Genomic DNA, 22,263 nt, shown 5'->3' with positions numbered 1-22,263 from the left:
CCGGTCTCTCCCAGGCGTCTCAACCGTCTTTCCAGTCCGTCAGGCCGTCCTTCCGACCAACCAACACCGCCTCAGCAGCGCCGGTGAAGGGCGTTCTAAGGATAACTACAAATCACCGCAAGCAGAAAATGACAGGAATAGGAAAAAAATCGCGAAAACAAAAACTATTGTTTATTTTCAATATATTGTTGCCGTCATACCTCCCCAGAACTCAGTTTTTGCCTAGGCCTCGCAGTGAGAAATCACTCACTGTCTGACTTGCCCACATGGTTACCCACAGCCCAGCCCCCGAGTCATGCGGAATCGGCGTGCCGGGACGCCGTATTGAATGCCGGTTTGGGCAGCCGCAGCAGCAACAGGGCAAGAATCACGAACAGGTAGATCAGAGGCTCGATCTGAAAGCCCTTCACCAGCATGACGTAATGCAGCCCCGCAAGAATGGCTGCCGGGTAGACCAGCTTGTGCAGGCGCCTCCAAGCTGCCCCCAGCCACCGGACCGAGGCATTGTTCGACGTGATCCCAAGCGGCAGCATCAGAACGAATGCCACCATGCCGACCGTGATGTAGGGTCGCTTTATGATGTCTGCCCAAATTTGACCTGGGTCTTGCACGTCCAGAACCAGCCAAACCAAAAGGTGGCACGCCACATAGGATAGGGTCAAAACGCCAATGGCCCGCCTGAACTTCATGAGGTTCAAGCCGGTGAGCCGCCTCAGCGGCGTGACCGCCAAACCCAGGATCATCAACTGAAGCGCCAGTTCTCCATATTCATGTTCCAAAGCCTCGATCGGTTCGACCCCAAGGCCACCGGTCATGCCTTGGTAGAACAACCAAGGCACCGGAACCAATCCGGCGATGTAGACCGCCCAGACAGGAACGCGGCGCAGTATCTGGTTCAGCTTGTGCATGGCCTCAGTAGTATTCCCTGAGATCCATACCGTCATAAAGCCCTGCGACCTCTTCTTCGTAACCGTTGAACATCAGTGTCGGTTGTCGCTTGGCAAACAACCCGCCGCCGATTCGGCGTTCCGAGGCCTGGGACCACCGCGGATGATCCACGGTCGGGTTCACGTTGCTGTAGAACCCGTATTCACGCGGGTTGGCCATGTTCCAGCTGGTTGGCGGCTCGTCCTCGGTCAGAGTGATGCGTACGATCGATTTGATCGACTTGAAGCCATATTTCCACGGAACCACCAAGCGCAGCGGGGCGCCGTTCTGGTTGGGGATCGGGCGGCCATAGATACCCGTCGCCATGATCGTCAACGGATGCATGGCTTCATCCAGCCGTAGACCTTCGCGATACGGCCAGTCCAGAACCGGATATGCAACGCCCGGCATCTCGTCGGGGCGCAGCGCGGTTTCGAAGGCCACGTATTTCGCCCCTTCCTGCACACCGGCCATGTTCAGCAGATCGGCCAGCTCGAAACCGCTCCAGGGTACGACCATCGACCAGGCCTCGACACAGCGGAAACGGTAGATGCGTTCTTCGATCGTCATTTCGGACATGATGCCCTGGAAATCATACTCTCCCGGGCGGTCAACCAACCCGTCGATTGTGACGCTCCATGGTTCGGTCTTGAGGGTATGGGCGTATTTCGCAGGGTCGTCCTTGCGGGTCCCGAACTCATAGTAGTTGTTGTAGGACGTGATCTCTTCCCACGTGTTCTGCTCCAGCGCATCTTCCGCACCTGCACGGCCCGCGATCATCGCCAGCCCCGATCCGGCGAGTCCCGCCATGATCTGTCGGCGGTTCAGGAACGCCGCCCGCGGTGTCGTATCGGCATGTGTCAGGGTGTTGATCCAGCGGTGCGCCATTCCGTTCTCCGTTCATTTACAAAAATCAGCCTTGAATTAGCCCCGTTTTAGCACCGGACCAACGCAACTTGCGTCACGATTGAGAGACGGGACTGTAACGAAGCCTGCGTTGCATTCCCGTCGCGCACAGACAAACTCCCGTTTGGAACGGCATCAACGGGATGGAAGCTGCACACCCGATAAGATATCGCCGAAACAACCAGAGACTGTGTGAAGGCCGCCCCGTGTTACTGACCAAAACCATTCCTTTGTCCCTTTCGATCCTGTGGCGCTTTGCGGTGACGTTCCCGATCCTGCTCATTGGCCTTTTTCTATACGGCGCGTTGGGTGGCGTGATCGGGTTCGTCATCGGGTTGATCCTGCCCGGAACACTGTTCATCGCAACCTTCCTGATCAGCGCCTCATCCGGCGTGATCCCGATCATGGTCGGCGCCCGGTTCGGGTTCCAGTCGAAGCTGATCCGACCCGGTGTGGGCTATCGCAAGCTGATCGTTCCCGCCATTGCCTATGGCGCGGCGGAGTCTCTTGCGATCGGCCTGATCCTTGCGCCAGTGGTCGGGTTGGCCTTTGTTCAGGTCGCGCCGAATCTGGTTGATCTGACCAAGACCCCCGAAACACCGGCCCTGGACTGGCTGACCTCGGCCGGCGCGTCGGTTTCGGTGGCGGGCCTCGTCGTCACGGTTGCGGTATTCACGGTAGCCTCGGCTGCGCGGGCCAGTCTGCTGGTTCCCCTGGCTGCGGCAGCCTTGGGCAGCGATCCTGACGACCGACCCTATACGCCCTTCCGCAATCTGGGTGCCTCCTTCTGGCCGCTCTTTGCTTTGGTAGCCATCAGCTATGTGTCGATGATGGTGCTTTACGTCCTCGCCTTTCTGGCCGTAGCATTCGTGGCGGGGCTACCGGCGTTGGCAACGTCCGTCACCGAAATCGAAGGCCTGTTCCGAGGCGGCGCCATCGAAAACCCGATCTGGCCTGCCGTGGCCTTGTTTCTCAGCTTTATCCTGGTCGGGCTTTGGGGGCTGAGCCTGCAATCCGCTGGCGCGGTATTGGCCTATCTGAAACTGCAGGGCGGGCGCCCCAGCCGCCATATGGTGGATCCGGCCCAGCGCATGGCTCCGCCGGCACCGCCGCCATCGCCCGAGTCCGGTCCGCGCCTGAGTGCCGACGACTTGCGAGCATTGCGCAAAAGCCGTCAGAACCACGACTGATTGGTGCGCATGAAAAAGGCCCGCCATTTCTGGCGGGCCTTTCCTGTTTCAGCCAAGCCGCAGGTTAGTGGACCACGGCCTCGTCCGGGCGCGGGCGGTCGCTGGTGCCCAACCGGTCGCCGATGATCAGACCATCGGGTCCGGCAGTTACCGGCACGGTGTCGCCATCCCGGATGTCGCCGGCCAGCAGGGCTTCGGCCAGCGGGTTCTGCAGGGCACGCTGGATTACGCGCTTGAGCGGACGCGCCCCGAAGACCGGGTCGTAGCCTTCGTTGGCCAGCCACTCCTTGGCGGCATCGTCCAGCACAAGATCGATCTTGCGCCCGGCAAGCCGCTTCCGCAGGCGGGACAGCTGGATGTCGACGATTGCATCCATGTCCGACCGCTGAAGCCGGTCGAAGATGATGGTCTCATCCAGACGGTTCAGGAACTCGGGCCGGAAATGCGCCCGGACCGCGTCCATCACGTCGCGCTTGGCCTGCGCCGTATCGGCCCCTTCGGGCAACTGGCTGAGCGCCTGCGACCCAAGGTTCGAGGTCAGCACGATCAGCGTCTGCTTGAAGTCGACCGTGCGGCCCTGACCGTCGGTCAGCACACCGTCATCCAACACCTGCAACAGCACGTTGAACACGTCCGGATGCGCCTTCTCGACCTCGTCGAACAGAACCACCTGGTACGGCCGGCGACGGACGGCTTCGGTCAGAACGCCACCTTCCTCATAGCCGACATAGCCCGGCGGGGCACCGATCAGGCGGGCGACGGCGTGTTTCTCCATGAACTCTGACATGTCGATCCGCACCATCGCGTGTTCGTCGTCGAACAGGTATTCGGCGACGGCCTTGGTCAGCTCGGTCTTGCCCACACCGGTCGGGCCGAGGAACAGGAACGAGCCCAGCGGGCGGTTTTCGTCGTTCAGACCGGCCCGGGCCCGACGCACGGCATTGGCCACGGCGCGCACGGCCTCGTCCTGGCCGACCACGCGGGCATGCAGCGCTTCTTCCATGCGCAGCAGCTTTTCGCGCTTGCCTTCCAGCATCTTCGAGGTCGGGATACCCGTCCAGCGTTCGACCACGGCTGCGATCTGTTCGGGACGCACCGTTTCCTTGGCCATGACCGCGTTGCTTTCCTGGCTTTCGGCCTCGGCCAGCTTGCGCTCCAGCTCGGGGATCACGCCATAGGACAGCTCACCGGCCTTGGCCAGATTGCCTTCGCGCTTGGCGATCTCCAGCTCGGCACGCGCCTTGTCCAGCTGTTCCTTCAGCTCGCGGGCGCTGGCCAGCTTGTCCCGCTCGGCCTGCCACTGGGCGGTCATCTCAGCGGATTTCTCCTTGAGCTCGGCCAGTTCCTTCTGCAGCGCTTCAAGCCGATCTTTCGAAGCCGCGTCATCTTCGAGCTTCAGCGCCTCTTCCTCGATCTGGAGTTGCAGGATCTGGCGATCCAGCTGGTCCAGCTCTTCGGGCTTGCTGTCCACTTCCATGCGCAGACGCGAGGCGGCCTCGTCCACGAGGTCGATCGCCTTGTCGGGCAGGAAGCGGTCGGTGATGTAGCGGTGCGACAAGGTCGCGGCCGACACAAGCGCCGAATCCGAGATGCGCACACCATGGTGCAGCTCGTATTTTTCCTTGATGCCGCGCAGGATGCTGATCGTGTCCTCGACCGTGGGTTCCTGCACGTAGACGGGCTGGAATCGGCGGGCAAGGGCCGCGTCTTTCTCGACGTATTTGCGGTATTCGTCCAGCGTGGTGGCGCCGATGCAGTGCAACTCGCCCCGCGCAAGCGCGGGCTTGATCAGGTTGGCCGCATCCATCGCACCGTCGGATTTGCCGGCACCCACCAGCGTGTGCATCTCGTCGATGAACAGGATGATCTCGCCGGCGGCCGCGGTGACCTCGTTCAGAACGGCTTTGAGACGTTCCTCGAACTCGCCACGGTATTTCGCACCGGCGATCAGGGCACCCATGTCCAGCGCCAGCAGCTTTTTGTCCTTCAGCGATTCCGGAACGTCGCCGTTCACGATGCGCAGAGCCAGACCTTCGGCGATGGCGGTCTTACCCACACCGGGCTCACCGATCAGAACCGGGTTGTTCTTGGTCCGGCGTGACAGAACCTGCATGGCGCGGCGGATTTCCTCGTCGCGGCCGATGATCGGGTCGATCTTGCCCTCGCGGGCGGCCTCGGTCAGGTCGCGGGCATATTTCTTCAGCGCGTCATAGCCTTCTTCGGCATTGGCGCTGTCGGCGGTGCGGCCCTTGCGGATGTCATTGATCGCCTCGTTCAGCTTCTGGGCGGACACGGCACCGGCTTCCAGGGCCTCCTTGGCCTTGGATTTGACGATGCACAGCGCCATCAGCACGCGCTCGACCGGCACGAAACTGTCGCCGGCCTTCTTGGCGATCTTCTCGGCTTCGTCCAGAACCTTGGCGGTCTGGCCGTCCAGATAGACCTGGCCCGCGTCGCCGCTGACCTTCGGGATCTTGGCCAGGGCAACATCCAGCGCCTCGACCACGCGCTCGGGCGCGCCGCCCGCACGTTTGATCAGATTGCTGGCCAGCCCCTGGTCATCATCCATCAGTGCTTTCAGAATATGTTCGGGAGCCAATCTCTGGTGTCCCTCGCGCAGCGCAATGGTCTGCGCCGCCTGCACGAAACCTCGTGCACGCTCGGTGAACTTGTTCAAGTCCATGGCATTCTCCTTTTCCAAGCGCCCGGTGGATTTGCGCCTGCTTGGCAGCACGCAATGGTCCGGGCCTCATGGATCAATTTGGGAAATGTTCCCGCTGCTTCAAGAGGGTAGCGGGTGAAAAAAACGCTCAGCCCCGGGGAATCGTATAGACGGTATAGCCGCCGGTTTCGGCCACCTGCTGAGCATTCTGCATTTCGCCCAGCGACTGCGCGGCGGCGCTGCCGGTGGGGCACGAGACAAGGTCGGCCGTGTGGTCCAGGAAATTGACGGTAAAGGCGGTTTCGCCGGTCAACTGGCACCAGTCATCCTCGGACCGATAGCCGCCGACCAGGTACAAATCGTCGTTGGTGGGCGGCGGGGCAGCGCCCGTCTCGGGTTGTGGAGGGGCCTCCTCACAAGCGGCGAGCGCGGCCACGGCGGCCAGCGGAAATAGGTGCTTCATGGTCTGTCCCTTTGGTGCAATTTTTGGTCCTGAATGGCGGCACCATAGCACAGTTGGGCCAAAGCGGGGAAACCAGGGCCTCCCCTGCCAGCCGTGGGGGTCAATCGCCCTCGATTTCCCGGATCAGCTTTTTTGCAACGTCGTCGCCCTGCTCGGCCGCAAGACGGTAATATTTCAACGCGCCTTCGATCTCGCCCGCCTCGTGCAGCAAACGGCCAAACTTGCGCTGCGAGGCCATATGGCCAAGCTCGGCCGCCCTGCCCCAGAGCACAAAAGCCGCCTGCGTGTCCTGGGGCACGCCGTCCCGCCCGTGATAGGTCAGCGACCCCAGATTATGCAGCGCCACGACGTCATCCTCTTCGGCGGCCTGGAAATAATACTCCAGCGCCTTTTCGATATCCTTGGGATATCCGTTCTGGCCGGTTTCGTAGATCAAGCCCAGATGCACCGCGGCATCGACGTTTCCGTGATCGGCGGCCCGCTCCAGATAGTCGACCGCGCGGTCCATATCCTGTGTGACATGCGTACCGTCGCGATGGAAAATGCCCAGGCGGACCATAGAAGGATCATACCCAAAGAACGCAGCCCGTTCATAATACTCGAGCGCCTTGTCGATATCGGGCGCGACACCATCGCCGTGTTCATAGCCGTATGCCACGTTGTGCATCCCCATGGACAGGCCGGCATCGGCAGCCGCCATGTACCACCCGAACGCCGTTTCATCGTTTTCGGGAACGATCTCACCCTCGTTATAGAGCGAAGCGAGCGTGTTCATCGCCAGCCCGCTGCCTTCCATTGCTGCCAGCTCCGAAAATTCGAGCGCCATTTCCAGCTTGCCGCCTTTCATCAGCGCCCGGCCGAACGCGGCGACGACCTCGGCATCGACATTCTGGTCTTTCAGCAGCAGATCGGCACAGATCGCCATCGCATTCTCGGCGTCCATGTCCGCCCATTCCACCCCGTCGAAATAAGGCGACTGGCCCGGAGCGGCAGCGGCCATCAGGCACTGATATTCTCCATCCGAATAGTCGGGCTCGTATGGCGGATCGTCGGGGTCTGGTTCCGGCCGGGGTCGCAGGTCGGTCACAAGCAGGCGTCGTGTCTCTTCTTTGGGGGCGCTGACCTCCTCCGGTTCAGGTGAGCCTCCATTGAATTCGGCCAGTTGCTCGCGTGCAAGCTGCGAGTAAATCGGGCACTCCGCATAGACCTCGGCAAAGCTTTGGATGGCTGCTGCCGACCCGCTGTCCTTGACGTCCGCCCAGACCAGTCGGGCCTCTCCGCAATCGGTTTCGCCGGCCCAGACAGCGCCCGCCCCGGCTAAAACAGCTGCCGAAGCCATCACACCCAACCGTATCATCCTGTACTTCCCTGCGTCTTTTCTTGTCTGATTGCGCCGCACGCTCTACAGAAGCGCCGATCCCGTCAAGCCTGAAAGGTCGAAACAATGCCCAAAGCCCTGCCCCAAACCGCAGATGACCGCCTGATCGTCGCCCTCGACGTACCCAACGCACTGGAAGGGCTGAAAATGGCCGCGACGCTGGGCGACGCGGTATCGTTCTACAAGATCGGTCTGGGCATGCTGACCGGTGGCGGGTTGGCCTTGGCAAACGAGCTGAAGCAGGAGCACGGCAAGCGCATCTTTCTGGACATGAAGCTGTTCGACATCGGCAACACGGTCGAGAATGCCGTGCGGGGGCTGGCGCAGTTCGATCTGGATTTCCTCACCGTGCATGGCGACCCCCACGTGGTGCGTGCCGCCAAGGAAGGCGCGGCAGGCAAGGATCTGAAGATCCTGGCGGTGACCATCCTGACCTCGCTGAACCGTGACGATCTGGATGCAGGTTTGATGAAGTCCGGCGACATGCAGGACATGGTTCTGGAACGCGCGGCCCGCGCATTCGAGGCCGGCGCCGACGGTGTGATCGCCAGCCCGCAAGAGGCGGCCCTGATCCGCGCCTTGCCCCAGGCCGAAGGCCGACTGATCGTCACCCCCGGCGTGCGGCCGTCCGGATCGGACCTTGGCGATCAGAAACGCGTCGCGACACCCACCGCCGCAATCAGTGACGGGGCCGATCACATCGTGGTCGGGCGGCCGATTTATCAAGCCGTCGACCCCAAAGCTGCAGCCGACGCCGTTCTGGCCGAGTTGCGTTCGGTGTAACCTTTCGAGGGCAAGTCGCGTCAAATCACCATTCCAGAAGCACGATTTGGCCCGCAAGCGGTTGACCTTGCGTCACTTTTGGCCGCGGCCGCGCCAAATTGCCTCTGTGCCCCAAAACACACATGAAAAACACGAGTTTTGGGACCTGCTTCGTAGGCCTATCGAAATCGACATTTTTGGGCGATTCTGATCAAGAGACACTCCCCAACGGGCCGCGTCTTCCTGAGGCCCGTTACCTCCCCCCGCGAAACTGCGGGGGGTCTTCTTGTCGGCCCCACCTTTTCGTTCAATCGCTTTGCGCTGCAGCGTGCGGTGTTGTACTTTTGGCACCTCGGCCAGACCGCTCATTCACGGTGCCCGTGGAAAGGAAATGATGCCCGCTCTCTGTCGCGATTGCCTTGCCAGTCTTCACGACGAACGGCGCTGCCCCTCCTGCGGCAGCCCGCGGGTGTTGCGGCATCCAGAGCTGTTCGATCTGACCATCGCCCATATGGATTGCGACGCGTTCTATGCCTCGGTCGAAAAGCGCGACAACCCCGAACTGGCGGATAAGCCGGTGATCATCGGCGGGGGACGGCGTGGCGTGGTGTCAACGGCCTGCTATGTGGCGCGTATTCGCGGCGTGCGCTCGGCCATGCCAATGTTTCAAGCACTGAAACTATGCCCCGATGCAGTGGTGATCAAACCGCGCATGTCCGTCTACGTCGAGGTCTCACGGCAGATCCGCGCGATGATGGACGAACTGACACCGGATATCGAACCCCTGTCACTGGACGAGGCGTTCATGGACCTGTCAGGCACCCAGCGACTGCATGGCGCGCCGCCCGCGGTGATGCTGGCACGGCTGGTCAAACGCATGAAAGACGAGCTGGGCCTGACAGGCTCGATCGGGCTTTCGCACAACAAGTTTCTGGCCAAGGTGGCGTCCGACCTGGACAAACCGCGCGGGTTTTCCGTGATCGGCAAGGCGGAAACCGCCGAGTTTCTGAACGACAAGCCGGTGCGGTTGATCTGGGGCATCGGACCGGCTGCGCAGGAGTCACTGGAACGGGCCGGCATTCGCATATTCTCGGACTTGCTGCGATGGGATCAAGAGGCCCTCACGGCGCGCTTCGGCTCGATGGGCTATCGGCTGTGGCACCTGGCCAGAGGGCAGGACAAGCGGCGCGTTTCAGCCCACGAGCCGATGAAGTCGATCAGCAATGAAACAACGTTTTTCGAGGACACCGCCAACCCCGACATTCTGGACGGCCACCTTTGGCGCATGGCCGAAAAGGTGGCCGACCGTGCGAAGGCCAAGGGGCTGGCCGGGCGGGTCGTGACGCTGAAGCTCAAGAAGGCCAACCACAAACTCCTGACCCGCCGAGTCTCGTTGCGGGATGCGACACAGATGGCCGACCGCATCTACCGCACCGCCCGCGGGCTGTTCGATCAGGTCGGCGATCAAGGCCCCTATCGTCTGCTGGGCTGCGGATTGTCAGATCTGTGCGCCGAAGATCAGGCCGACATTTCCGGCGACCTGCTGGACCCCGGGGCCACGCAACGCTCGAAAGCAGAGCGTGCGACCGACGAGATCCGGCGAAAATATGGAACTGATGCAATCGTGAAGGGCCGAGCGCTGCGGTAGCTCTTCCTATTCGGCGGCCAACCGTGCCGGCTGAGAACCAATTCGGGCGATATCCGCGATGACTTCTTCCAGAATATCCCTGAACGCCAGGAAATTGGCGTTGGGCTCGATCGTGTTCTCATTCATGTAGAGCGCCCGGTCGATCTCGATCTGAATCGCATGCTGATGACGGGCGGGACGCCCGTAGGTCTGGGTCACGTACGCCCCTGCAAAGGGCGTGTTGCGGGCCACGGTCAGACCGGCGGACGAAAAGGCCGCTTCGATCTGATCAACAATGACGCCCGATGCCGAGGCACCAAATCGATCCCCCAGCACGATCTCGGGACGGCGCCCCTTGGGGTTCCCGGCCATGGCAACAGCCTCGTGCGGCATCGAATGGCAGTCGATCAGGATGGCCTGTCCAAACATGTCGATCGATTCGGCCAAAAGAGACTTCAGGCGGGCGTGATAGGGGCGCCAATAGGTGTCGATGCGCAGGCGCGCTTCGTCCATCGTAAGCTTGCCGCTGTAGATTGCGCGACCGTTGGAGACGACACGGGGGATCACGCCCAACCCCGACACCACGCGCGGGTTGTGCCCTTGACGGCGCGCGCCCAGAATCAACGCGGGATCCAGTTCCTCGGCGCTGCGGTTGAGGTCAAGGAACGCGCGCGGCATCTGCGCCGCAATCAACGGTGCGCCATGGATCGAGGCGGAAGCGAACAGTTGATCGACAAAGGCATCTTCGGAAGAGCGAATCACATTGCGGTTCAGAACCGAACGATCCAGAAAGCCCGGCACATAGTTCCGGCCGCTATGTGGCGAAGAAAAAACAACGCACGACGTGCGTTCTGCGGGCATTTCCAAAGCGTATGCGGCGCTGTGCATGGCCTCTCCTTCTTTGCCGATAACATAGACCGGAAAATTGTTGGACCAAACCCCTTGAACCCCTTCGCGACTCCTTTTATAGACCCCTCCACCGGCGCGGAGATCCGCGCCCCGTTTCGTTATGGGGCAGGATACGCAAAGGGAAAGTGGGCGGTTAGCTCAGCGGTAGAGCACTTCGTTGACATCGAAGGGGTCACAAGTTCGATCCTTGTACCGCCCACCATCGTTTCACTGTTTCGGGTCTGACCCGGGGCACCCGCTAACCCAGGCGCTGGCCACGTCCTTGATGAAGGCGCCGCAGAATTGGAGAGAGACCATGAAGGTCAAGAACTCGCTCCGCTCGCTCAAGAACCGGCACCGCGACTGCCGGGTTGTGCGTCGCAAAGGCCGCGTCTATGTGATCAACAAGACGCAGCGCAAGTTCAAAGCTCGTCAGGGCTGAGAACGGCAAATCGCTGTTTCAAAGAACCGCGCCTCCGGGCGCGGTTTTTTTGTGTTCAATTGGCCCTGCGGCCCCGTCTGCAAACCCTCCGCACCAGCCATGTTATGCAACAGACCGCGATCGCGTAGGGGACTGAAACGAACAGGGCGAACCCCGCCTTTATCGGCCAGCCGACGCCCAACCGTTCGGGGGAAAAGACCATGCGCTCGGCCCGGTCCCGCAAATGTGGCGCAACATCGCGCATCCTGTCATCGGTCGTGAAGCCGTCAAGATCCACGCCCATTGCAAGCAGTTCAAGATCAAGCGCGTAGTCGCGCCACCACGAAAGCAGGATGGTCAGGCCGACGACGGCCACGAAACTCCAAGTGAACCCGTTCGGAAAATCCGGAAACCTGACGCAAAGCCAGACCGGCCCCGCGACCAGCAAAAGAAGCAACAGCAGCGTCACGGCTTCCAGCAACATTTCGACCATTTCAACAGCCCCTTCCGCATCTGCGCCGAACCGGACCGACGGCGGCGTGACCCCGCCAGATTGCCCCGACTTGGTTAACAAATTGTTGGTTAACAAATTGCCCCCCCACGAGCGCCGCGACACTTTAGACCAAGTAATTTTGTCGGATTTTCTTGCATCCCGCCCGAAATCGTTTAATTGAGCAAATCAGTCGGGAAATACCCCGCTCATGAGATTCGACAACCGGGACATCCACAGATGAAAACCACGAGCTTTATCGCCGCCGCACTGTCGGCCTTGATCGCCGGATCGGCCGCCGCTGAAGGCGAGCTGAACCTGTACTCCTCGCGCCACTACGACACCGACGAGCGTCTCTACACCGATTTCGAAGAAGCCACTGGCATCAAGATCAACCGCATCGAAGGCAAGGCCGACGAGCTGATCGCGCGGATGGAAGCCGAAGGCGCGAACTCGCCCGCCGACATCCTGCTGACCGTTGACACCTCGCGCCTGGCACGGGCCAAGAACGCGGGCCTGCTGCAGGCGGTCGACAGCGAAGTTCTGGAAGAGCGCATCCCCGCCAACCTGCAGGACGAAGACAACCAGTGGTTCGGCTTTTCGCAGCGCGCTCGCATCATCTTCTACGACAAGAATGACGTGACCAACCCGCCGGCCACCTACTTGGATCTGGCCGACCCTGAATACAAAGGGCTGGTTTGCATCCGGTCGTCCAGCAACACCTACAACCAGACCCTGCTGGCCTCGATCATCACCCATCATGGCGCCGAAAAGGCCAAAGAATGGGCCGAGGGCGTCGTGGCCAACATGGCGCGTGAACCTCAGGGCGGCGACACCGATCAGCTGCGTGGAATCGTCTCCGGTGAATGCGAAATCGCCGTGTCGAACTCGTACTACTTTGCACGTGCTCTGCGCAAAGACGTCAAGGGCCTGTCGGACAGCGTCGACATGATCGGAATTCAATTCCCCGCGCAGGATGCCGAAGGCGCACACATGAACCTGTCGGGTGCGGGCGTCGCGGCCCATGCCCCGAACAAGGACAATGCGGTCAAGTTCCTCGAATACCTCGCCAGCGATCAGGCACAAGTCTACTTCTCGAACGGCAACGATGAATTCCCCGCCGTCCCAGGTGTTGAGCTGGCCGAGAACGTGGCCGCTCTGGGTGAATTCAAGGCCGATGAAGTGAACCTGTCTGAAGTCGCCAAGAACATCCCCGAGGCCCAGAAGATCTTCAACGAGGTTGGCTGGAAGTAAGCCGCCATCATATCGAGCAGTTGAAGGGGCGCAGCACAGGCGCCCCTTTTTATTTTATTTTTTTCCGCTATTTTCTCATTATAGAAACTGATTCTCGGATATGAGAAATGCTAGACAACCTGTCCAGCCGCCTCGCGCGCCATCTGAGCGACCTGCGCCGCAGCCGGGGCTGGTCGCTTGAACAACTCGCGCAGGCCAGCGGTGTAAGTCGGGCCACCCTGTCGCGCATGGAGAAGGCCGAGGTCAGCCCGACGGCCGAGAATCTTGGCCGATTGTGCGCAGCCTACGGCCTGCCGATGTCGCGCCTGTTGATGATGGTCGAGGACAGCTTTGACCCCAAGGTTCCTTACGAACGGCAGATCGAATGGCGCGACCCCGAAACCGGGTTCACGCGCCGGTCGGTGTCGCCCCCCTCGGCGGGGCTGACGGGCGAGGTTCTGGAGTGTCACCTCCCACCCGGCACAACGATCACCTATGACGCACCGCCACGTCCCGGGCAGGAACATCACTTGATCGTGCTGGATGGCGCGCTGACCCTGACCGTTGATGGAACGTCCCATGCGCTGAACGGGGGTGATTGCCTGCGTTATCATCTGTCAGGCGCGACCCGTTTTGAAACCGATGCGTCCCGCGGCGCCCGCTACATTCTGGTGCTGATATGATTACACGCCTGACCGAAACGACTTTTGACCAAGCGGTGGAGGATCTGGCGGATGTCCTGCATGGCTGCGTGCATACCGGCGCCAGCATAGGGTTCGTTCTGCCGTTTTCCCGTGACGCCGCGCGCGCCTATTGGCAGGAGCGCGTGCGCCCGGCGCTGTCAGCCGGAGAACTGGATCTTTTCGTGGCCTATGGCGACGGACGCATCCAAGGGACGGTTCAGCTCATTCCGGCTGCGATGCCCAACCAGCCGCACCGCGCCGATGTGGCCAAGCTGCTGGTGCATCCCGACGCACGGCGGCGCGGGCTGGGCCGCGCCTTGATGGGTGCCCTGCAAGAGCGCGCCGCCGAACTTGGCCGAACCCTGTTGGTGCTGGACACGCGCAGCACCGACCCGTCGCGCATCCTGTACCAAAGCCTGGGCTTTGAAACTGCCGGAGAGATTCCCGGCTATTGCCGCAACCCGTTCGAGCCCGTGTTCGAACCCACCACCTACATGTACAAGGCGTTCGGCTAACGCAGCACCAGGTCGGCCGCGCCCGAGTTCTGCACCACGCGTCGGGCGTTGGGAATGTCATTGGCGAAGGCTCGGCGCTCGGCTTCGTCGCGCGGCAGGCCCAGCCCGATCCAACGGTCCAGCAGGCGCGCCTCGAGTTTCGGCAGGGGCACGTCCAGAAACACGGTCAGCGCCCACAGGTCGTGAAGATCGTTCCATCCCGGTTCGTCCAGCAGGAGATAGTTCCCTTCGACGATCACCACCTGCTGGTCGCGGGTCACGAACGAACAGGCTGCGATGGACTTGTCGAGCACGCGGTCGAATTCGGGCACGGCGACCTCGTCTTCGGCCTGAAGGCGGCGCAACAAGGCGTGAAAGCCCGGCAGGTCGAATGTCTCGGGCGCACCCTTGCGCGGTAGCAGATCGCGTGCCGTCAGGATCTGGTTGTCATAGTGGAAACCATCCATCGACAGCAGCCCGGTCGGAGTGCCGCGCCCCTGCAGCGCCTGTTGGGCAAGAGCGGCCACGGTGGATTTCCCCGCACCCGGCGGCCCGGCCACGGCAACAAGCTGGCGCGCTTCGCCGCTCGCCAGCCCGGCTGCGGCATCGGCGATCCGCTCGGCCAGCGCCTGTGGCGATGACCCTTCGGCCGTCATGCCGCGCGATCCTGTTCCGGGGGCTCTTTGGCACCCGTCATGAAGGCCACGGCATCGGACATGGTGTAGTCCTTGGGGTCGATCACGCAGAGCCGCTTGCCTAGCCGATGCACATGGATGCGGTCGGCCACTTCGAACACATGGGGCATGTTGTGGCTTATCAGAATGATCGGAATGCCACGCGATTTCACGTCTTGGATCAGTTCCAGAACCCGCCGGCTTTCCTTGACGCCAAGCGCCGCGGTGGGTTCGTCAAGGATGATGACTTTGGACCCGAACGCCGCCGCCCGGGCCACGGCCACACCCTGACGTTGTCCACCCGACAGGGTCTCGACCGCTTGGTTGATGTTCTGGATCGTCATCAGCCCCAGTTCGTTCAGCTTGTCGCGGGCGAACTTCTCCATAGCCGGACGGTCGAGCATCCGGAACACCGAACCCAACGGTCCCTTGCGCCGGATCTCGCGCCCCATGAACATGTTGTCGGTGATCGACAAGGCGGGCGACATGGCCAGCGTCTGATAGACCGTTTCGATCCCGGCTTCACGCGCGTCGATGGGCGAGTGGAAATCGACCTTGCGCCCTTCCAGCCAGATCTCGCCCTCATCCGGGGCGACGGCACCGGAGACCGCCTTGATCAAGGTCGATTTGCCCGCCCCGTTGTCGCCGATCACGGCCAGGATTTCGCCCGGCATCAGATCGAAATCGCAATGATCCAGCGCCGTGACCTTGCCATAGCGTTTGACCAGATTGCGCCCTTTGAGGATGGGTTCCATCACGCTGCTACCTTTCTGATCCACTGGTCCACGGCCACGGCGGCGATGATCAGCATGCCGATAAGAAGGAAAGTCCACTGCGCATCCGCGCCCAACAACCGCAGGCCGAGGGTGAACACGCCGACGATCAGCGCCCCGAACAACGAGCCGAGGATCGACCCGCGCCCCCCGAACAAGGAAATGCCTCCGATCACGACGGCGGTGATGCTTTCGATGTTGGCCAACTGCCCCGAGGTGGGCGAGACCGAGCCGATGCGCCCGATCAGCGCCCAGCCGGCAAAGGCGCAGATCAGCCCCGACAGCATGTAGACCGACATCAGCGTGCGATGCACATTCACGCCCGACAGCTCGGCCGCCTCGGGGTCGTCGCCCACGGCATAGACATGGCGCCCCCACGCGGTATGCCGCAGCGCATAGGCCAGCACCAGGATCAGCACCAACATGAAGATCACCCCGACCGTGAACACCGCCCCGCCGACATTGAACTTGGCGCCGAACAGCTGAAGGATCGGGGCGTTGGCCTCGATTTCCTGCGACCGGATGGTTTCATTCTGTGAATACAGGAAGTTGGCGGCCAGTACGATCTGCCACATGCCCAGCGTCACGATGAAGGGTGGCAGCTTGACCCGGCTGACCAGGAACCCGTTCACCGCGCCGATGGCGGTCCCGATGGCCAGACCGCACAGGATCGCCACCGTGGGCGGCAGACCATAGCGGAAGGTGAACTGGCCCATCACCACCGAGGACATGACCATGATCGCGCCCACGCTCAGGTCGATCCCGGCGGTCAGGATCACAAGGCTCTGCGCGGCGGCCACGATGCCGACGATTTGCACCTGCTGCAGGATCAGGGTCAGTGCGAAAGGCGAAAAGAACTTGGCCCCCAGCAAGGCGCCGAAAATCAGGATCGCCGCGACCAGAACGATCAGCGGCACCAGCGACGGGTTCACATGCAGAAAGTGTTGGACCGTCCCCATGAAGCCGCGGTGGTGATCCTCGAATTCGGCAACCTGTTCCGGGCTGCCTTTGGCTGCGGCTTCGAAATCGTCGGACTGTCTCGATGTGTCGGACATCAGTGAGGTTCCCCCATGCGTCAAGCTCCCGTCTTGGGGCGACTCTAGCAAAATTTCGGGTGAGGTCGTGGTTCAATTCAGGGGCCGCGTGCTGCGGCCCCTGATGGGATCAGATCAGCCCCAGCAGAGGTCCATGCCCTCTTTGACCGAAATCGACTCAACGCCATCGGCCGGCTTATCCGTCACCAGCGCAACACCGGTGTCATAGAAGTCCTTGCCGGGCGTGTTCTCGGGCTTCACGCCCTCGTCGGCCCATTTCTTGACCGCTTCGACGCCAAGCGACGCCATCAGCAGCGGGTATTGCTGCGAGGTCGCACCGATCACACCGTCGGCCACGTTCTGCACGCCGGGGCAGCCGCCGTCGACAGATACGATCAGCACGTCGTTTTCGCGGCCAATGGCCTTGAGCGCCTCATACGCACCCGCGGCGGCCGGTTCGTTTATCGTATAGACCACGTTGACCATCGGGTCCTTGGCCAGAAGGTTCTCCATGGCTTTGCGGCCACCCTCTTCGTTCCCGGCGGTGACGTCATGGCCCACGATGCGCGGGTCGGTTTCGTCGCCCCATTTGTTCGGGTCGCCCAGGTCAATGCCGAAGCCCTGCAGGAAGCCCTGATCGCGCAGAACCCCGACCGAGGGCTGGCTGACTGCGAGATCCAACATCGCGATCTTCGCATTCTGGGCTTCGTCTCCCAGCGTGGCTGCGGCCCATTTGCCAATCAGTTCGCCCGCCAGAAAGTTGTCGGTTGCGAAAGTCGCGTCCGCCGAGTCGATCGGTTCGAGCGGTGTATCCAGCGCGATGACCAACACACCCGCGTCGCGCGCCTGCTGGACGGCTGGAACGATCGACGAGGTATCGGATGCGGTCAACAGGATACCCTTGGCGCCGTCCAGAATGCAGGTCTCGATCGCCTGCACCTGTGTCTCATGGTCGCCGTCGATCTTGCCGGCAAACGCCTTGAGCGTCATGCCCAGCTCTTCGGCCTTGGCGGTGGCCCCCTCTTTCATCTTCACGAAGAAGGGGTTGGTGTCGGTTTTGGTGATCAGGCAGACCGTGTCCTGCGCGGCGGCAGCGCCTGCCATGGCTGTAAAGGCCAGCGCGGTCGCGCCAGCAAATGCTGAAATCTTCAAGGCTTTTCCTCCCAATATCTCCGATACCCGACGGGCATCTAAGGAATCCGAACGGATTTCTTCCGGCTCCCATGCGTCAAACCATCCGGTGATTCTCGAGTTCTGTCAATAAATAAATCACTCTTATTTATTATTGACACTGGGTAGGCGCATCCACATTCTTGACTGAAGGAGGAGCGGCCCGTGCCCGACGAACAATCAGCGCAAAGCAATCCGCCCGAGCGCGTTTCGACCGTGCGCGGGACGAACCAAAGTGGCATGCGCGCCCACAACGAACGACTGGTGCTGTCACTGGTCCGCCGGCACCAGGCGCTCGCCAAATCGGAGCTGGCCCGCATGACCGGATTGTCGGCGCAGACTGTCTCGGTGATCATGCGCCAACTGGAAAGCGATGGGTTGCTGCTGAGGGGCGAGCCACAACGTGGCAGGGTTGGGCAACCCTCCGTGCCAATGCGCCTGAATCCGGATGGGGCCTATTTTCTGGGGCTGAAGGTCGGCCGCCGCAGCACCGAGCTGGTATTGACCGATTTCCTGGGCAAAGTACGGGATCGCGCGCGCGAGACCTATGACTATCCCACCCCCGGTGCGACATTGGATTTCGCCACGGGCACATTGGACCGGATGATAAACCAGATGGCGGCAGCATCGCGTGACCGGGTTGCCGGGTTGGGCATTGCGATGCCCTTCTATCTCTGGGATTGGGCGCAGACCCTGAATGTCCCACAAGAAAAGATGGATCCATGGCGCTCGGCCGATCTGCAAGCCAGTCTTTCCCAAGCGCGAGACATCCCCGTCTATTTGCAGAATGATGCCACCGCGGCTTGCGGGGCAGAGTTGGTGTTCGGGCCATCCGAAAGGCCGCGGAACTTTCTGTATTTCTACATGGGGTACTTCATTGGCGGGGGAGTCGTCCTGAACGGCGTCATTTTTTCCGGGCGCGGGAATGCAGGCGCCTTGGGTCCGTTGCCGGTTCCCGTCGGCTCGGGCGAAGTCAAACCCCTGATCGATGTCGCCAGCCTGTGCGTGCTTGAGCAGAAGCTTGTCGCCGCAGGGCTGGATCCCTTCCACATGTGGGAGACCCCGGACCATTGGGACATGCCGGACACGCTTCTCGAAGCATGGATGGACGAGGCCGCGAAAGGTCTGGCCTATGCGATCCTGTCTTCCTGCAGCCTGATCGACTTTGAAACGGTGAAAATCGACGGCTGGATGCCCGAGAGCGTTACCGCGCGCTTGATCGAACGTGTTGAGACGCATCTCTCCCAGCTCAACTTCACCGGGCTCGAGCAACCCTCGGTTCTGGCCGGGTCGGTGGGTCCGGATGCCCGCGCCCTGGGGGCAGCCAGCTTGCCTCTGTCGGACAGATACCTTGTCGAAACCTGAGCGACAGCTGCGGACCTCCAATAGCATTGGCGAGGTTTCGCCTGACGAACGATCACAAAGCCCCCGCCAACCCTTCCCCGTACAGCTGGTCTAAGATATTACAGGCACGGCGCCAGCACTGCTTGGCGGGCTGCAGGTACCACGTGTTCAGAATGAGGTTCTATCATTGAAACTGCGTCACCTTTTACCCGCCCTTATCGCATGGTCAGCCCTCCCCCTTGCGGCTGATGCGCAATCATCTGACGCCGATGGCGCAGGGTTGTCACTGGAACTCAACGCGGCGCAGGATGTGGGGCAGGCCTGTCGGCTGTCATTTCTGATCACCAACGAAACCGGACAGGCGATCGACAAAGCCGTTTTCGAAACCGTGATCTTCGACACGCAGGGTTCGGTGATCAAACTGTCATTGTTCGATTTTCGGGATTTGCCGCAGGACCGCCCGCGTGTGCGCCAGTTCGACCTGCCCGACAGACCATGCGCAACGGTCGGGCGCGTTCTGATAAACGGAGCCAGTTCCTGCGTAACAGACGGTTCCGAGAGTGATCTTTGCAATTCGGCCCTGTCGGTGACCAGCCGCTTGGAAATGGAGCTTTTGGGATGAACATCTTCAACGCGCTTGGCCAGATCCTTGCATTGGGCGGGCCAGTAGTGGCGATCCTTCTTGTGATGTCGATCCTGACCGTGGCGGTATCGATCTACAAGCTCTGGCAGTTTGCGGCCTGTGGCGTCGGCCGCCATATGGTGCTGTCCCAGGCATTGGCAGCCTGGGATGCCGGAGACCACGACACTGCGCGCGAGCGTCTGGCCGCCAGCAGCAGCTACCTTGCCCCGATCGTGGGTGCGGCAATGAACGCCCCGGATACGGCGGGGCTGGACGAACGGCTGGACGCCGAAGCCGGATTGGCGTTGGCCGGGCTCGAGCGCGGTTTCCGGCTTTTGGATACGGTCGCGCAGTTGGCCCCCTTGCTGGGGTTGTTCGGCACGGTTCTGGGCATGATCGAAGCGTTCCAAAGCCTGCAGACGGCCGGGGCCGGTGTAGATCCGTCGCTGCTGGCTGGTGGGATCTGGGTTGCGCTGGTGACGACAGCGGTGGGTCTGGCGGTTGCGATGCCCACATCCATGGTCTTGTCCTGGTTCGAGAGCCGTACCGCGCACGAGCGGGTGTTCGCAGATAAGGCCTTGCGCACGATTCTCGTGCCGACCCAGGCGCTGCCTACAGCAACGACCAGCACCGCGTTTGTCACCGCGCCGGGACATGCGTAACGCGGCCCCATTTGTCCGGCGCGCCATGTCGATGACACCGCTCATCGACGTGATTTTTCTGCTTTTGCTGTTCTTTATGCTAACGTCGACCTTTTCGACATTCGGAGAGATTCAACTCAGCAGCGCAGCCGCGGGCCCATCAGAGCCCAGCGCCCCGTCGGATCGCGCTTTTGTGCAATTGGGGGCGAACCGCGTGGTGCTGAACGGAGCACCGCTCTCGCTGGATGAATTGGCACAGGCACTGCAGCCCGGGCAGGTGCTGGTCAGTCTTGACGGCGACGTCACCGCCCAACGGCTTGTTGACTTTCTGGCGAAATTGCGCGGCCTTGACGGTCTGTCGGTAACGGTTCTGGAGTGACGCCATGATCCGCCACGACCGCCCAAGCCGCAAGCGCGACTCGACCATTCCGTTGATCAACGTGGTCTTTCTGATGCTGATCTTCTTTTTGATCGCCGGAACCGTTGCTCAACCGTTGGACCCGGACTTGGAACTGGTCAACACATCCGATCTGGACGGCCGCGAACCGCCCGATGCACTGGTTCTTCACGCGGACGGGACGCTCAGCTTTCGCGGAACACCGACGGATCCGCAGACCTACATGACCGGCCGGGGGGAAGAACCCGTGCGGATCGTGCCTGACCGGAACGTTTCCGGGGCACGCCTGATCGAAGTCACCAGCGCCTTGCGCCGTCTCGGCGCCACCGCAGTCTTTGCGGTGACCGAACGGGCGCTCGAATGATCCGGGAATCTCTGTTTGTCGCGGCGCTGGCTGTTGTGCTTTCGGTGCTGTTCCACCTTTTCCTGCTGCTGCCAGCCGCGCGGGACCCTGCGGAACCTGCGACGGCCGGACCGCAACCGGACACGGTTGCATTGGGCAACGCGTTCGAGGATCTGGCGGAAACCGCGACCCCGCCCGAGCCGCCAACCCCCGCAAAAGAGCCCGAGCCCGATGTCGAACAGCCGACAGAGCCGGACCGGGCCGAAATACCCGTCAGCGAAACACTGGTCGCCTCGTCGGACCCGCAAAAGGTCAACTCGCCTGATATCGGACAAACCAACCCGGTGCAGCCTGATCAGCCCGTTCCGGAAATCGTTGAGCCGGCGGACTCGGCCGAAGGTGATCGGCAGGCCGCCGATGAGGTCGACGAAACACCCCCCGTCCAAGCCGAAACGCAGTCCGCAGCGGCGCCCGAAGCACCGGTCGAACCCATAGAGGCCCCGGTTTCGGAACCAGAGCAACTGGCTGCCCTGCCTGCCCCCTCACCGGTTCCGGAGCCTTCAGTGCCGGCAGAGGAGCAGCAACCGGTCGAAAGCGACACCGAAGACGGCGTCTCGGATCTGGCGGTTGCAACATCGATCCGCCCGCGCCTTCCGGACCGGCCCCCTGCTCCGGCCCCTGTACCCGACCAAAGGGCCAGTCGGCTGGACAGTTTTGACAACCTGCGATTTCCCAACAAGCAGATCGACTCACCGCTGACGACCTATCGCCGACAGGGGGTCGATTCCTTCAGCCGAGGAGGCAACTCCAATCAGTCCGGCGGTCGAGGCCCGGGAAACTCGAATGTAACCAATTACGCCGGGCAGGTTCTTGTCCACCTCAACAGAACTCCCCCGGTCTATGTCTCGGTTCGCGGCTTTGCCAAAGTTTTCTTTGAAATCAACCCGGACGGAACACTGGCCTGGGTCGATATTATCGACAGTTCTGGCTCGACCGAGGTCGACAGGGCCGCCAAGGAACAGGTCCGCCGCGCATCGCCCTTCCCGAAACCTCCGGGCGGGGTCAGCCGGAAGCTGTCGTTCTACTTTCAGAACGGCTAATCGGGCCTTTGCTGCGCTGGCCCGAAGCAACTGGACGCAAT

The 22,263-nt window shown here is 61.7% G+C and carries 25 protein-coding genes and 1 tRNA gene; 15 read left to right on the top strand and 11 right to left on the bottom strand.

Annotated elements, in window-relative coordinates; translation table 11 throughout:
• On the top strand, positions 1–226 hold a 226-nt coding region (locus ACR0NB_RS18580; RefSeq protein WP_480776461.1), incomplete at its 5' end, for a hypothetical protein.
• A 67-nt stretch (positions 227–293) separates the two neighbouring features.
• Here ACR0NB_RS18580 and msrQ read toward each other — a convergent pair.
• Together msrQ and msrP are read right to left on the bottom strand one after the other, a co-directional pair.
• Complete coding sequence (gene msrQ, locus ACR0NB_RS18575) at positions 294–908, bottom strand: protein-methionine-sulfoxide reductase heme-binding subunit MsrQ (RefSeq protein WP_480776460.1); 615 nt, start codon at positions 906–908, stop codon at positions 294–296.
• A gap of 4 nt (positions 909–912) precedes the next feature.
• Positions 913–1,815: a protein-methionine-sulfoxide reductase catalytic subunit MsrP gene (gene msrP, locus ACR0NB_RS18570; protein WP_480776459.1), complete on the bottom strand. Its 903-nt coding sequence runs from the start codon at positions 1,813–1,815 to the stop codon at positions 913–915.
• A gap of 224 nt (positions 1,816–2,039) precedes the next feature.
• Between msrP and ACR0NB_RS18565 the strand changes: the two genes are divergently transcribed.
• A complete protein-coding gene (locus ACR0NB_RS18565) occupies positions 2,040–3,023 on the top strand; it encodes a hypothetical protein (RefSeq protein WP_170368111.1) in 984 nt (327 codons plus the stop codon).
• 64 nt (positions 3,024–3,087) lie between these two features.
• Here ACR0NB_RS18565 and clpB read toward each other — a convergent pair whose 3' ends face one another.
• From clpB to ACR0NB_RS18550, 3 genes are all read right to left on the bottom strand, one after another.
• Positions 3,088–5,706, bottom strand: a complete 2,619-nt coding sequence (gene clpB, locus ACR0NB_RS18560) for an ATP-dependent chaperone ClpB (protein ID WP_480776458.1) — start codon at positions 5,704–5,706, stop codon at positions 3,088–3,090.
• 127 nt (positions 5,707–5,833) lie between these two features.
• Positions 5,834–6,148, bottom strand: a complete 315-nt coding sequence (locus tag ACR0NB_RS18555) for a hypothetical protein (RefSeq protein WP_170368110.1) — start codon at positions 6,146–6,148, stop codon at positions 5,834–5,836.
• A 100-nt stretch (positions 6,149–6,248) separates the two neighbouring features.
• The gene (locus tag ACR0NB_RS18550) at positions 6,249–7,505 is read right to left on the bottom strand and encodes a tetratricopeptide repeat protein (protein WP_170526337.1); all 1,257 of its coding nucleotides are present in this window, start codon (positions 7,503–7,505) and stop codon (positions 6,249–6,251) included.
• Between the two features lie 87 nt (positions 7,506–7,592).
• Between ACR0NB_RS18550 and pyrF the strand changes: the two genes are divergently transcribed.
• Both pyrF and ACR0NB_RS18540 read left to right on the top strand, forming a co-directional pair.
• Positions 7,593–8,309: an orotidine-5'-phosphate decarboxylase gene (gene pyrF / locus ACR0NB_RS18545; RefSeq protein WP_170442140.1), complete on the top strand. Its 717-nt coding sequence runs from the start codon at positions 7,593–7,595 to the stop codon at positions 8,307–8,309.
• A gap of 373 nt (positions 8,310–8,682) precedes the next feature.
• Entirely contained in the window at positions 8,683–9,936 is a 1,254-nt protein-coding gene (locus ACR0NB_RS18540; RefSeq protein ID WP_170372775.1) for a DNA polymerase IV, read from the top strand.
• Positions 9,937–9,942: 6 nt separating this feature from the next.
• Here the strand turns inward: ACR0NB_RS18540 and ACR0NB_RS18535 are convergent, their stop codons facing one another.
• The gene (locus ACR0NB_RS18535; RefSeq protein ID WP_170368103.1) at positions 9,943–10,803 is read right to left on the bottom strand and encodes an N-formylglutamate amidohydrolase; all 861 of its coding nucleotides are present in this window, start codon (positions 10,801–10,803) and stop codon (positions 9,943–9,945) included.
• A 148-nt stretch (positions 10,804–10,951) separates the two neighbouring features.
• Between ACR0NB_RS18535 and ACR0NB_RS18530 the strand changes: the two genes are divergently transcribed.
• Both ACR0NB_RS18530 and ykgO read left to right on the top strand, forming a co-directional pair.
• Positions 10,952–11,026 (top strand) — tRNA-Val (locus ACR0NB_RS18530).
• Between the two features lie 93 nt (positions 11,027–11,119).
• Positions 11,120–11,245, top strand: a complete 126-nt coding sequence (gene ykgO / locus ACR0NB_RS18525) for a type B 50S ribosomal protein L36 (RefSeq protein WP_005648635.1) — start codon at positions 11,120–11,122, stop codon at positions 11,243–11,245.
• 55 nt (positions 11,246–11,300) lie between these two features.
• On the opposite strand, the gene ACR0NB_RS18520 is transcribed toward ykgO, so the two are convergent.
• Positions 11,301–11,717, bottom strand: coding sequence for a hypothetical protein (locus ACR0NB_RS18520; protein WP_480776457.1), 417 nt, complete (start codon positions 11,715–11,717; stop codon positions 11,301–11,303).
• Positions 11,718–11,954: 237 nt separating this feature from the next.
• Between ACR0NB_RS18520 and ACR0NB_RS18515 the strand changes: the two genes are divergently transcribed.
• From ACR0NB_RS18515 to ACR0NB_RS18505, 3 genes are all read left to right on the top strand, one after another.
• Entirely contained in the window at positions 11,955–12,968 is a 1,014-nt protein-coding gene (locus tag ACR0NB_RS18515) for a Fe(3+) ABC transporter substrate-binding protein (protein WP_480776456.1), read from the top strand.
• 107 nt (positions 12,969–13,075) lie between these two features.
• On the top strand, positions 13,076–13,630 hold the full coding sequence (locus tag ACR0NB_RS18510; protein WP_480776455.1) for a helix-turn-helix domain-containing protein: 555 nt from the start codon (positions 13,076–13,078) through the stop codon (positions 13,628–13,630).
• Positions 13,627–14,145, top strand: a complete 519-nt coding sequence (locus tag ACR0NB_RS18505) for a GNAT family N-acetyltransferase (protein WP_170392442.1) — start codon at positions 13,627–13,629, stop codon at positions 14,143–14,145. The genes ACR0NB_RS18510 and ACR0NB_RS18505 overlap by 4 nt, the downstream gene beginning before the upstream one ends.
• On the opposite strand, the gene ACR0NB_RS18500 is transcribed toward ACR0NB_RS18505, so the two are convergent.
• From ACR0NB_RS18500 to ACR0NB_RS18485, 4 genes are all read right to left on the bottom strand, one after another.
• Positions 14,142–14,780, bottom strand: a complete 639-nt coding sequence (locus ACR0NB_RS18500) for a nucleoside/nucleotide kinase family protein (RefSeq protein WP_480776454.1) — start codon at positions 14,778–14,780, stop codon at positions 14,142–14,144. The two genes, ACR0NB_RS18505 and ACR0NB_RS18500, sit on opposite strands and share 4 nt — an antisense overlap.
• Positions 14,777–15,553: an ATP-binding cassette domain-containing protein gene (locus ACR0NB_RS18495; RefSeq protein WP_170342885.1), complete on the bottom strand. Its 777-nt coding sequence runs from the start codon at positions 15,551–15,553 to the stop codon at positions 14,777–14,779. Before ACR0NB_RS18495 ends, ACR0NB_RS18500 begins: the two co-directional genes overlap by 4 nt.
• Entirely contained in the window at positions 15,553–16,626 is a 1,074-nt protein-coding gene (locus ACR0NB_RS18490) for an ABC transporter permease (protein WP_093965462.1), read from the bottom strand. Before ACR0NB_RS18490 ends, ACR0NB_RS18495 begins: the two co-directional genes overlap by 1 nt.
• Before the next feature lie 114 nt (positions 16,627–16,740).
• Entirely contained in the window at positions 16,741–17,709 is a 969-nt protein-coding gene (locus ACR0NB_RS18485) for a sugar ABC transporter substrate-binding protein (RefSeq protein ID WP_093965461.1), read from the bottom strand.
• Positions 17,710–18,015: 306 nt separating this feature from the next.
• Here ACR0NB_RS18485 and ACR0NB_RS18480 point away from each other — a divergent pair, with 306 nt between their 5' ends.
• From ACR0NB_RS18480 to ACR0NB_RS18455, 6 genes are all read left to right on the top strand, one after another.
• The gene (locus tag ACR0NB_RS18480; protein ID WP_480776463.1) at positions 18,016–19,140 is read left to right on the top strand and encodes an ROK family transcriptional regulator; all 1,125 of its coding nucleotides are present in this window, start codon (positions 18,016–18,018) and stop codon (positions 19,138–19,140) included.
• Positions 19,141–19,399: 259 nt separating this feature from the next.
• Positions 19,400–19,741: a hypothetical protein gene (locus tag ACR0NB_RS18475; RefSeq protein ID WP_480755140.1), complete on the top strand. Its 342-nt coding sequence runs from the start codon at positions 19,400–19,402 to the stop codon at positions 19,739–19,741.
• On the top strand, positions 19,738–20,403 hold the full coding sequence (locus ACR0NB_RS18470) for a MotA/TolQ/ExbB proton channel family protein (RefSeq protein ID WP_480776453.1): 666 nt from the start codon (positions 19,738–19,740) through the stop codon (positions 20,401–20,403). Before ACR0NB_RS18475 ends, ACR0NB_RS18470 begins: the two co-directional genes overlap by 4 nt.
• Complete coding sequence (locus tag ACR0NB_RS18465) at positions 20,396–20,761, top strand: ExbD/TolR family protein (RefSeq protein WP_480755141.1); 366 nt, start codon at positions 20,396–20,398, stop codon at positions 20,759–20,761. Before ACR0NB_RS18470 ends, ACR0NB_RS18465 begins: the two co-directional genes overlap by 8 nt.
• 4 nt (positions 20,762–20,765) lie before the next feature.
• Complete coding sequence (locus tag ACR0NB_RS18460) at positions 20,766–21,143, top strand: ExbD/TolR family protein (protein WP_480776452.1); 378 nt, start codon at positions 20,766–20,768, stop codon at positions 21,141–21,143.
• Positions 21,140–22,222 (top strand): energy transducer TonB family protein, encoded by a 1,083-nt coding sequence (locus tag ACR0NB_RS18455; RefSeq protein WP_480776451.1) that lies wholly within the window; start codon positions 21,140–21,142, stop codon positions 22,220–22,222. Before ACR0NB_RS18460 ends, ACR0NB_RS18455 begins: the two co-directional genes overlap by 4 nt.
• The last annotated feature ends 41 nt before the right edge of the window (positions 22,223–22,263 follow it).

The sequence above is a fragment of the Ruegeria sp. CG3 genome (genome assembly GCF_056537205.1).
Note: the sequence above shows the minus strand (reverse complement) of the source record. Positions and strands in the feature narration are given on the sequence as shown.

Excerpts from the sequence above, each read along its gene's own strand:
- msrQ (WP_480776460.1), bottom strand. The coding sequence starts at position 908 with ATGCACAAGCTGAACCAGATACTGCGCCGCGTTCCTGTCTGGGCGGTC.
- msrP (WP_480776459.1), bottom strand. The coding sequence starts at position 1,815 with ATGGCGCACCGCTGGATCAACACCCTGACACATGCCGATACGACACCG.
- clpB (WP_480776458.1), bottom strand. The coding sequence starts at position 5,706 with ATGGACTTGAACAAGTTCACCGAGCGTGCACGAGGTTTCGTGCAGGCG.
- ACR0NB_RS18555 (WP_170368110.1), bottom strand. The coding sequence starts at position 6,148 with ATGAAGCACCTATTTCCGCTGGCCGCCGTGGCCGCGCTCGCCGCTTGT.
- ACR0NB_RS18550 (WP_170526337.1), bottom strand. The coding sequence starts at position 7,505 with ATGATACGGTTGGGTGTGATGGCTTCGGCAGCTGTTTTAGCCGGGGCG.
- pyrF (WP_170442140.1), top strand. The coding sequence starts at position 7,593 with ATGCCCAAAGCCCTGCCCCAAACCGCAGATGACCGCCTGATCGTCGCC.
- ACR0NB_RS18540 (WP_170372775.1), top strand. The coding sequence starts at position 8,683 with ATGCCCGCTCTCTGTCGCGATTGCCTTGCCAGTCTTCACGACGAACGG.
- ACR0NB_RS18535 (WP_170368103.1), bottom strand. The coding sequence starts at position 10,803 with ATGCACAGCGCCGCATACGCTTTGGAAATGCCCGCAGAACGCACGTCG.
- ykgO (WP_005648635.1), top strand. The coding sequence starts at position 11,120 with ATGAAGGTCAAGAACTCGCTCCGCTCGCTCAAGAACCGGCACCGCGAC.
- ACR0NB_RS18520 (WP_480776457.1), bottom strand. The coding sequence starts at position 11,717 with ATGGTCGAAATGTTGCTGGAAGCCGTGACGCTGCTGTTGCTTCTTTTG.
- ACR0NB_RS18515 (WP_480776456.1), top strand. The coding sequence starts at position 11,955 with ATGAAAACCACGAGCTTTATCGCCGCCGCACTGTCGGCCTTGATCGCC.
- ACR0NB_RS18510 (WP_480776455.1), top strand. The coding sequence starts at position 13,076 with ATGCTAGACAACCTGTCCAGCCGCCTCGCGCGCCATCTGAGCGACCTG.
- ACR0NB_RS18505 (WP_170392442.1), top strand. The coding sequence starts at position 13,627 with ATGATTACACGCCTGACCGAAACGACTTTTGACCAAGCGGTGGAGGAT.
- ACR0NB_RS18500 (WP_480776454.1), bottom strand. The coding sequence starts at position 14,780 with ATGACGGCCGAAGGGTCATCGCCACAGGCGCTGGCCGAGCGGATCGCC.
- ACR0NB_RS18495 (WP_170342885.1), bottom strand. The coding sequence starts at position 15,553 with ATGGAACCCATCCTCAAAGGGCGCAATCTGGTCAAACGCTATGGCAAG.
- ACR0NB_RS18490 (WP_093965462.1), bottom strand. The coding sequence starts at position 16,626 with ATGTCCGACACATCGAGACAGTCCGACGATTTCGAAGCCGCAGCCAAA.
- ACR0NB_RS18485 (WP_093965461.1), bottom strand. The coding sequence starts at position 17,709 with ATGGCAGGCGCTGCCGCCGCGCAGGACACGGTCTGCCTGATCACCAAA.
- ACR0NB_RS18480 (WP_480776463.1), top strand. The coding sequence starts at position 18,016 with ATGCGCGCCCACAACGAACGACTGGTGCTGTCACTGGTCCGCCGGCAC.
- ACR0NB_RS18470 (WP_480776453.1), top strand. The coding sequence starts at position 19,738 with ATGAACATCTTCAACGCGCTTGGCCAGATCCTTGCATTGGGCGGGCCA.
- ACR0NB_RS18465 (WP_480755141.1), top strand. The coding sequence starts at position 20,396 with ATGCGTAACGCGGCCCCATTTGTCCGGCGCGCCATGTCGATGACACCG.
- ACR0NB_RS18460 (WP_480776452.1), top strand. The coding sequence starts at position 20,766 with ATGATCCGCCACGACCGCCCAAGCCGCAAGCGCGACTCGACCATTCCG.
- ACR0NB_RS18455 (WP_480776451.1), top strand. The coding sequence starts at position 21,140 with ATGATCCGGGAATCTCTGTTTGTCGCGGCGCTGGCTGTTGTGCTTTCG.